General features: G+C 58.1%; 8 protein-coding genes. 5 read left to right on the top strand and 3 right to left on the bottom strand.

Features of this window, described 5'->3' with window-relative positions; translation table 11 throughout:
* The first annotated feature begins 258 nt into the window (after positions 1-258).
* Both rhtA and H8F22_RS23260 read left to right on the top strand, forming a co-directional pair.
* Positions 259-1,146, top strand: coding sequence for a threonine/homoserine exporter RhtA (gene rhtA, locus H8F22_RS23265; protein WP_027925803.1), 888 nt, complete (start codon positions 259-261; stop codon positions 1,144-1,146).
* A 167-nt stretch (positions 1,147-1,313) separates the two neighbouring features.
* Entirely contained in the window at positions 1,314-1,595 is a 282-nt protein-coding gene (locus H8F22_RS23260; RefSeq protein WP_027925802.1) for a hypothetical protein, read from the top strand.
* Here H8F22_RS23260 and H8F22_RS23255 read toward each other — a convergent pair.
* Positions 1,582-2,154 (bottom strand): TetR/AcrR family transcriptional regulator, encoded by a 573-nt coding sequence (locus H8F22_RS23255; protein WP_027925801.1) that lies wholly within the window; start codon positions 2,152-2,154, stop codon positions 1,582-1,584. The two genes, H8F22_RS23260 and H8F22_RS23255, sit on opposite strands and share 14 nt — an antisense overlap.
* Before the next feature lie 92 nt (positions 2,155-2,246).
* Between H8F22_RS23255 and H8F22_RS23250 the strand changes: the two genes are divergently transcribed.
* On the top strand, positions 2,247-2,975 hold the full coding sequence (locus tag H8F22_RS23250) for an SDR family oxidoreductase (RefSeq protein ID WP_027925800.1): 729 nt from the start codon (positions 2,247-2,249) through the stop codon (positions 2,973-2,975).
* Between the two features lie 37 nt (positions 2,976-3,012).
* Positions 3,013-3,603 carry a 2-hydroxychromene-2-carboxylate isomerase gene (locus tag H8F22_RS23245; RefSeq protein WP_027925799.1) on the top strand — a complete coding sequence of 197 codons (591 nt, stop codon included), beginning with the start codon at positions 3,013-3,015 and terminating at the stop codon, positions 3,601-3,603.
* Here H8F22_RS23245 and H8F22_RS23240 read toward each other — a convergent pair.
* Positions 3,600-4,598: a zinc-dependent alcohol dehydrogenase family protein gene (locus H8F22_RS23240; RefSeq protein ID WP_059182432.1), complete on the bottom strand. Its 999-nt coding sequence runs from the start codon at positions 4,596-4,598 to the stop codon at positions 3,600-3,602. The two genes, H8F22_RS23245 and H8F22_RS23240, sit on opposite strands and share 4 nt — an antisense overlap.
* A gap of 104 nt (positions 4,599-4,702) precedes the next feature.
* Between H8F22_RS23240 and H8F22_RS23235 the strand changes: the two genes are divergently transcribed.
* The gene (locus H8F22_RS23235; protein WP_194940732.1) at positions 4,703-5,623 is read left to right on the top strand and encodes a LysR family transcriptional regulator; all 921 of its coding nucleotides are present in this window, start codon (positions 4,703-4,705) and stop codon (positions 5,621-5,623) included.
* On the opposite strand, the gene H8F22_RS23230 is transcribed toward H8F22_RS23235, so the two are convergent.
* Positions 5,616-7,424, bottom strand: a complete 1,809-nt coding sequence (locus tag H8F22_RS23230; RefSeq protein WP_027925796.1) for an aminopeptidase P family protein — start codon at positions 7,422-7,424, stop codon at positions 5,616-5,618. The genes H8F22_RS23235 and H8F22_RS23230 overlap by 8 nt on opposite strands.
* Positions 7,425-7,486 lie beyond the last annotated feature (62 nt).

Below are 7,486 nucleotides of genomic sequence, written 5' to 3'. Positions count from 1 at the left end.
GCGCTTCGATGACCTGAAGCCGCTTGCTGCCGAAAACTGCGTAACTCTTTGTTTACCAAGGAGTTTTCCGTTTCGACTGCGCCGGAAGTGGGGCGAATTATAGACATCCAGAATCTGCCGTCAAGCACTGATTTGGTTTTTCTATCGATCAATCCAAAATCACTGCTATATATAGACGCGCCGGCCACGAATGCGCACTATATTGCCCAACTGCACGACATCAATACTCTCGCTTCCATTTTCGGACGATGCCACGTAATGAATGATCAGCCCCGCAGCCTTGCCTCGACCTTGTTCTCGGTAGGCCTGTTAATAATAGCCATGGCCTCGATCCAGTCCGGAGCATCCCTGGCTAAAAGCATGTTTCCGGTGATTGGTGCTCAAGGAACCACTACCCTGCGCCTGATGTTCGCCAGCGTGATCATGCTGCTCATGCTACGGCCATGGCGGGCGAAGCTCACCGCAAAATCCCTGCGCACCGTCATCATCTATGGCATGGCACTGGGCGGCATGAACTTCCTCTTCTATATGTCGTTACGCACCGTCCCCTTGGGTATTGCCGTAGCTCTGGAGTTCACTGGGCCGTTGGCTGTGGCGATCTATGCTTCACGCCGTGCGATCGACTTTTTGTGGATAGCACTCGCGGCTATCGGCTTGCTGCTCTTGATCCCTACAGGAGCGACAAGTGCCGGGATTGATCTTGAAGGTGCCGGCTATGCATTGGGCGCGGGTGTCTGCTGGGCGCTGTACATTCTATTCGGGCAAAAGGCCGGCGCCGACAATGGTGTGCAGACTGCTGCATTGGGCGTGATGATTGCTGCATTGTTCGTAGCCCCTATCGGCATCGTCCATGCCGGCGCCGCGCTGCTGACTCCGTCGCTGATCCCCGTGGCCATCGGCGTAGCCATTCTCTCCACCGCCCTGCCCTACACGCTGGAGATGGTCGCGCTCACCCGAATGCCAGCTCGCACGTTTGGCACATTGATGAGCATCGAACCTGCGATTGGCGCGTTGTCAGGCCTGTTGTTCCTCCACGAATACCTTTCACTGTCACAGTGGATGGCTATCTTGTGCATCATTCTGGCTTCCGTGGGTGCCACCATGACCATGGGCAGCAGTGCCAAGCCAGCGGTTGCGGCAGATTGAGACAGGATTTGACGCAGGTCTGGTAATTGCCGCTCAATTAGGCCATGTTTAGGCCCGCAACCCAGTGCCATACATGGATTTTTCAGGATAGGGACATCAGAACGCTTCAGCGAAAGCGAATGCAGCCAGACCCGGGCGCAAGATCCGGGAACGCTATAAGGACAGCAATGAAACGAATTTTGATATTGATCGCCGTGCTTGCAGTTGCGGGCTGCGCGGCGACCTCGAAAACATCAGTCAAGCATGGCAAGAAAGGGCTGCATATCAACTGTTCAGGGCTCTCATCCTCCTGGGACAAGTGCTACACCAGCGCAGCCAACTCGTGCGCCCCCAAGGGATACAAGGTCATCGCCAAGTCAGGGGACGCGGTGGAAGAACCAGGCGATTATCCATTCGGCCTCAACCCCGCCGGCTACACCAGCCGCAGCATGATCGTCATTTGCAAGTAGGTTGCTGCCGCCCGGCAATCTGGCGGCCAATCTCATCGTAGCTGGACTTCAACACATTACGCTGGATGTCTGGCGTCGCCAGCATCCGCGCGACGACCAAAGCTCCGATACATTGCGACAAAATGGCCCAAGCCAGGCTGTCGCTCTCCAGGATGCGCGCCCAACTCTCCTGTAGCTGACAAATCCAGCGCTCAGCCTGCTGACGAACCAGCACATCCGAACGAGCGATCTCAGCCCCCAACGCGGGTAACGCACAGCCGGATTCCGGATGTTCGACATGCGCCATGCTGAGGTAGTGCTTGAGGCACCGTTCAAGCTTTTCACGCCCCTGATCGGCGCTTAATCGCTCCAGGCTTTGACACAGCTCACGCTCGACAATTGAGGCGAACAGTTCGTCTTTCGACGAGAAATGGCTGTAGAACGCCCCGCCGCTCAAACCAATCGCCTTCATCAATCCGTCGACACCGACCGTGGCAAAACCCGACTTCTTGGCTGACACCGCGCTGCTTTCCAGCAGCCTCTCTTTGGTTTCCAACTTGTGACTGGCCGAGTAGCGCATTGCCCTCTCCTCAGGATTGATCGCCTTGACGCGTGCCAAATCGTAGCATAACGTTCGTTTAGTTAACGATCGTTTAGCAAAGGGATCAACCCATGAATAATAAGAAAGTCGTACTGGTTGTCGGCGCGGGGGATGCTACCGGCGGCGCCATTGCCAAGCGTTTTGCCCGAGAAGGCTACGTCGCCTGTGTCACCCGCCGCAGTGCAGACAAGCTTCAGCCGCTGGTCGACACCATCAAAGCCAATGGCGGTGACGCCCACGGTTTTGCCTGCGATGCGCGCAAGGAAGAAGAGGTGATAGCGTTAGTCGAACAGATCGAAAGCGAGATCGGCCCCATCGAAGCGTTTGTGTTCAATATCGGCGCGAATGTGCCCTGCAGCATTCTTGAAGAAACGGCCCGCAAGTATTTCAAGATTTGGGAAATGGCCTGTTTTTCAGGTTTTCTCAATGCTCGTGAAGTCGCCAAGCGCATGGCCAAACGCCAACGGGGCACCATCCTGTTCACCGGAGCCACCGCTGGTATGCGCGGTGCCGCGGGATTCGCAGCATTCGCCGGTGCCAAACATGGCATTCGAGCCTTGGCCCAAAGCATGGCCCGTGAACTCGGCCCCATGAACATTCATGTTGCTCATGTCGTCGTCGACGGTGCTATCGATACCGATTTCATCCGAGAGAGCTTCCCGGAAAAGTACGCGACCAAGGATGAAGACGGCATTCTCAACCCCGAGCATATCGCCGAGAACTATTGGTATCTGCACAGCCAGCCACGGGACGCCTGGACGTTCGAACTGGATTTACGGCCCTGGAGCGAACGCTGGTAAGCCCTCCCTCTACAACTATAAACAGAGTGCACCGACCATGAGCAAAACCGTGGAGTTCTTTTTCGACCTCGGCAGCCCGGCCACCTACCTGGCCTATACCCAGCTCCCCAAAATCTGTGAGCAAACCGGCAGCCAATTGATTTACACACCGATGCTGCTGGGTGGCGTCTTCAAGGCCACCGGTAACGCTTCGCCTGCAGTCATTCCGGCCAAGGGCCGCTACATGTTTCAAGACCTGGACCGCTATGCAAAACGCTATGGCGTGCCACTGAAATTCAATCCGCATTTCCCCATCAACACCCTGATGCTCATGCGTGCGGTGACCGGGATTCAGTTACGTCATCCCGAGCGCTTCCTGGCGTTTATCGACTGTCTGTTCAAGGCCCTCTGGGTCGAAGGTCGCAGCCTTGATGACCCGGCCACCGTCGCCGCCGTGTTGACACAAAACGGCTTTGACCCCGATGAAGTACTCGCCCTGACAGCCGACGAAGAGGTTAAAGCCGCCCTTAAGGACAATACCGAGAAAGCAGTACAGCGCGGTGTCTTCGGGGCGCCGAGTATGTTCGTCGACAATCAGTTGTTCTTCGGCCAGGATCGGCTGGACTTCGTGGTTGAAGCCCTGAGTTAAATCTCGACCACCAACCGCCCCTGCGCACCTCCCGCAACGACCAACTCATGAGCGGTCTCGGCAGTTTCCAGCGTGAACTGCCGAGGATCGAGCAGCGGTTTCAACTGACCCGCCTCAATCAGCCGCGTCGCATCCTGAAGAATCTGCCCGTGATGCTCACACCCCTTGCCAGTCAACAGCGGCAACAGCGTAAACACCCCGGAATAAGTCGCCCCACGAAACGACAACGGCGCAAGGCTGTGTTGGCCCCAGCCCAGACAGCTCACTACATGCCCTTCATAAACCCGAACTGCCTTGAATGAATCATCCAATACCCCACCGCCCACCGTGTCATAGACGACATCGAAGCCCTCCCCCGAAGTGAACTCAGCCACATAGTCCTCCACCGACGACGCACGATAATCGATGAACGTTGCACCAAAGCTTTCAATAAGCCCCTTATGACCCGCTGAACCCGTGGCAAACACTTCTGCACCGAAAGCCCGGGAAATTTGCACAGCAACATGTCCGACTCCACCCGCACCACCGTGAATCAGCACTTTTTGACCAGCCCGAACCCGCGCCCGATCAACCAGCCCTTCCCATGCCGTGATCAATACCAACGGCAACCCTGCCGCCTCGCGCATGCTCAGATTTTTCGGCTTGTGCGCCAGAAGCCGCGAATCAACCACCGCGAACTCCGCGAGAGAGCCCTGCGCACCACCGATTCCAGTCGCCATCGCATAGACCTCATCGCCCGACAGCCACTCACTGACGCCCTCTCCTATCGCCTCAACGGTCCCCGCGAGGTCCATGCCCAACACAGCCGGCAATGGCTGCCGGGCATGAGCCGCCTGCCCCGAACGAATCTTCGCATCCAGCGGATTCACCCCGCTGGCCTTGATCCTCACCAGCACTTGGCCCGCTCCAGGCACCGGCCGCGGCAGGGAAACCAAGCGTAAAGGGCCGTTGGCCGTGTCAACCATCAGAGCGCGCATTTCAAGTGAGTCAGTCATTTCGGCAAATTCCATGAGAAGTGGATGTGGAATTAATCTTCTTCCAGTTCACTCATACCGATAAGACGCTATATCGCTATAGTGATCATGCCCATATGGCATCAATGAGAATTCACGTGGACACACTCAACGCAATGGCCACGTTCGTCCGGGTCGTCGAACGTGGCAGCTTCTCGGCCGTTGCCCGGGAGATGCAGACCAGCCAGCCGACTATCAGCAAGTTATTAAGGGCGCTGGAAATCAGACTGGGCGCCAAGCTGATTACCCGTAGCACCCGCCAACTGTCATTGACCGATGAAGGTCAGCGCTACTACAACGAATGCCGGCAAATCCTGGCCGCCGTGGACGCGGCGGAACAGCGTTTTCGATCAGGTCGCGAATCCGTCGCCGGCAACCTGAAAATCGGTTCATCCGTAAGTTTCGGGCGCTTGCACATTGCGCCGCGACTCCCTGCGTTTCTCAAAGCGCACCCTCAGGTTCAGATCGACCTGCAACTCAGCGATCAAAATCAGGACCTGGTCAGTGAAGGGCTGGACGTGACATTCAGAATCGGTGAGTTGGCCGACAGTGGTCTGCTCGCACGCCACGTCGGTACGACCCACCGGATCACGGTTGCAGCGCCTGACTACCTTGAGCAACACGGCGAGCCGCACACCCCGGAAGAACTCGGCGCGCACAATTGCCTGCAATTCAATTTGCTGAACAGTCAGAACCTATGGCATTACGAAAGAGGCAACCAAGACCACGAAGTGCGCATCAGGGGTAATGCGCAAAGCAACAACTCCGAGGCCATTCGCGAGATGGTGCTGGGGGGATTGGGCATTGCGCTGTCGCCGGTGTGGCTATTCAGCGAGGATCTGAAGGCCGGCCGAGTGAAGGCGATTTTGCAAGACTACACGGCGCAGTCGCTGCCGATTCATGCCGTGTCCCCGGCGAATCGTCGCCAATCCGCCAGGGTCAAAGCTTTCGTGGACTACATGAGTCAGGCGCTAAAACAAGCGCCTGAACTCCAGCCCGTCAAATAGCCGCGGTACGGGTGTTCAACCATTCAAGGGCCGCGCCATCGAGCAATGGGCTCAAGCGCTCCCGCACTTCGGCGTGGTAGGCGTTGAACCACTGCTTCTCTTCCAGGGTCAGCAGCGACGGCTCCAGGCAACGGGTGTCGATCGGGCACAGTGTCAGGGTTTCGAACTTGAGGAATTCACCAAATTCGCTGGAACCCGCCTCACGGTTCAGCACCAGGTTCTCGATACGCACGCCCCAACGGCCCGGACGATAAGTGCCCGGCTCGATGGACGTGATCATGCCCGGTTGCATCGCCGTTTGCGGAGCCGCAGCAGCCTGATAGGCGATGACCTGCGGACCTTCGTGAACGTTGAGGAAGTAGCCAACGCCATGGCCGGTGCCGTGACCGTAGTCGACGCTTTCAGCCCAGATCGGCGCGCGAGCGATGGCGTCGAGCAATGGCGACAGAATCCCACGAGGGAATTGCGCGCGGGACAGCGCGATCACGCCTTTGAGGACGCGTGTGCAATCGCGTTTCTGTTCAGCAGTGGGTGTACCGACCGGGACCATTCGCGTGATGTCGGTGGTGCCACCCAGGTACTGACCGCCGGAGTCGATCAGCAGCAGACCGTCGCCCTCGATCACTGCGTGCTCTTCTTCGGTCGCGTGGTAGTGCGGCATCGCGCCATTGGCGTTGAACGCAGCAATGGTGTTGAAGCTCAGCGACACGTAGCCCGGACGGCGGGTGCGCGCGGCCGTGAGGTGTTCGTCGATGGTCAGTTCGGTGATGCGCTCACGACCCAAGGCCGAGTCCAGCCACGTGAAGAATTCGCACAGGGCGGCACCGTCCTGTTCCATCGCCTGACGAATATGCTCGGCATCGGCCAGGCTTTTTTGCGACTTGGCGAGCGTGGTCGGGTTCAGGCCTTCGACCAGTTTTACGCCTTTGTCGAGGTTATCCAGCAAACCGGCGGTGACGCGCGCCGGATCGACTTGCAGGCTCGCGCCGCTCGGCACGGCGCGCAACGCAGCAGCCACTTCGCTGTAATCGCGCAGGGTCACGCCGTCTTGTTCGAGCACCGCACGCAGTTCAGTATCGACTTTGCTCAAAGCGACGAACAGGGTGGCCTGCTCCTGACTGATCAAGGCGAAAGATACAAACACCGGATTGAACGACACATCGCCGCCGCGCAGATTAAATAGCCAGGCAATGTCATCAAGGGTCGCGATGAAATGCCAGTCAGCACCACGTTCTTTCAACACTTCGCGCAGTTTCGCCAGTTTCTCGCCACGGCTGACCGTCGCCTGCGGCGGTAAATGCTGGTAGATCGGCTCATTCGGCAATGTCGGGCGATCGCTCCAGACTTCGCTCAACAGATCGATGTCGGTCCGCAGGCGGGCACCGCGCTCTTCGAGTTTGCCACCTAGCGTACGCGCCGACGCCACGGCCATCACTGCACCGTCCACCGCGACGACGCCGCCTTCAGGGGTTTGCTCGGCCAGCCAGTCCAACGGGCCAGGTTGACCCGGTTGCAGCTTGACCAATTCGATGCCGCTGCCCTTGAGTTCCTTGGTCGCTTGCTCCCAGTAACGACTGTCGGCCCAGACGCCGGCAAAATCCGGGGTCACGATCAGTGTGCCGACCGAGCCATGGAAGCCCGACAACCACTGCCGTCCCTGCCAGTAACCCGGCAAATATTCCGACAGGTGCGGATCGGCCGACGGCACCAGCAAGGCATGAATGCCTTCGCGGCTCATCAGTTCGCGGGTTTGCGCCAGGCGCTGTGGCACCGATCCATTGATCGAAGGCTGCGTACTCATCGTGTCTCCTGCTAATCACTTCAGCTTATTGTTGAGTGCCGATCTGAGTCGGCGCTTTAAGG

The organism is Pseudomonas mucoides (assembly GCF_015461845.1).
GTDB classification, from domain to species: Bacteria; Pseudomonadota; Gammaproteobacteria; order Pseudomonadales; family Pseudomonadaceae; genus Aquipseudomonas; species Aquipseudomonas mucoides.
The sequence above is the reverse complement of the archived record's forward strand: the minus strand, read 5'-3'. Positions and strand labels throughout refer to the sequence as shown.

Bases quoted from the DNA above. Each gene is read 5' to 3' on its own strand.
- H8F22_RS23230 (WP_027925796.1), bottom strand. From the start codon at position 7,424: ATGAGTACGCAGCCTTCGATCAATGGATCGGTGCCACAGCGCCTGGCG.
- H8F22_RS23240 (WP_059182432.1), bottom strand. From the start codon at position 4,598: ATGACTGACTCACTTGAAATGCGCGCTCTGATGGTTGACACGGCCAAC.
- rhtA (WP_027925803.1), top strand. From the start codon at position 259: ATGAATGATCAGCCCCGCAGCCTTGCCTCGACCTTGTTCTCGGTAGGC.
- H8F22_RS23260 (WP_027925802.1), top strand. From the start codon at position 1,314: ATGAAACGAATTTTGATATTGATCGCCGTGCTTGCAGTTGCGGGCTGC.
- H8F22_RS23245 (WP_027925799.1), top strand. From the start codon at position 3,013: ATGAGCAAAACCGTGGAGTTCTTTTTCGACCTCGGCAGCCCGGCCACC.
- H8F22_RS23235 (WP_194940732.1), top strand. From the start codon at position 4,703: ATGAGAATTCACGTGGACACACTCAACGCAATGGCCACGTTCGTCCGG.
- H8F22_RS23255 (WP_027925801.1), bottom strand. From the start codon at position 2,154: ATGCGCTACTCGGCCAGTCACAAGTTGGAAACCAAAGAGAGGCTGCTG.
- H8F22_RS23250 (WP_027925800.1), top strand. From the start codon at position 2,247: ATGAATAATAAGAAAGTCGTACTGGTTGTCGGCGCGGGGGATGCTACC.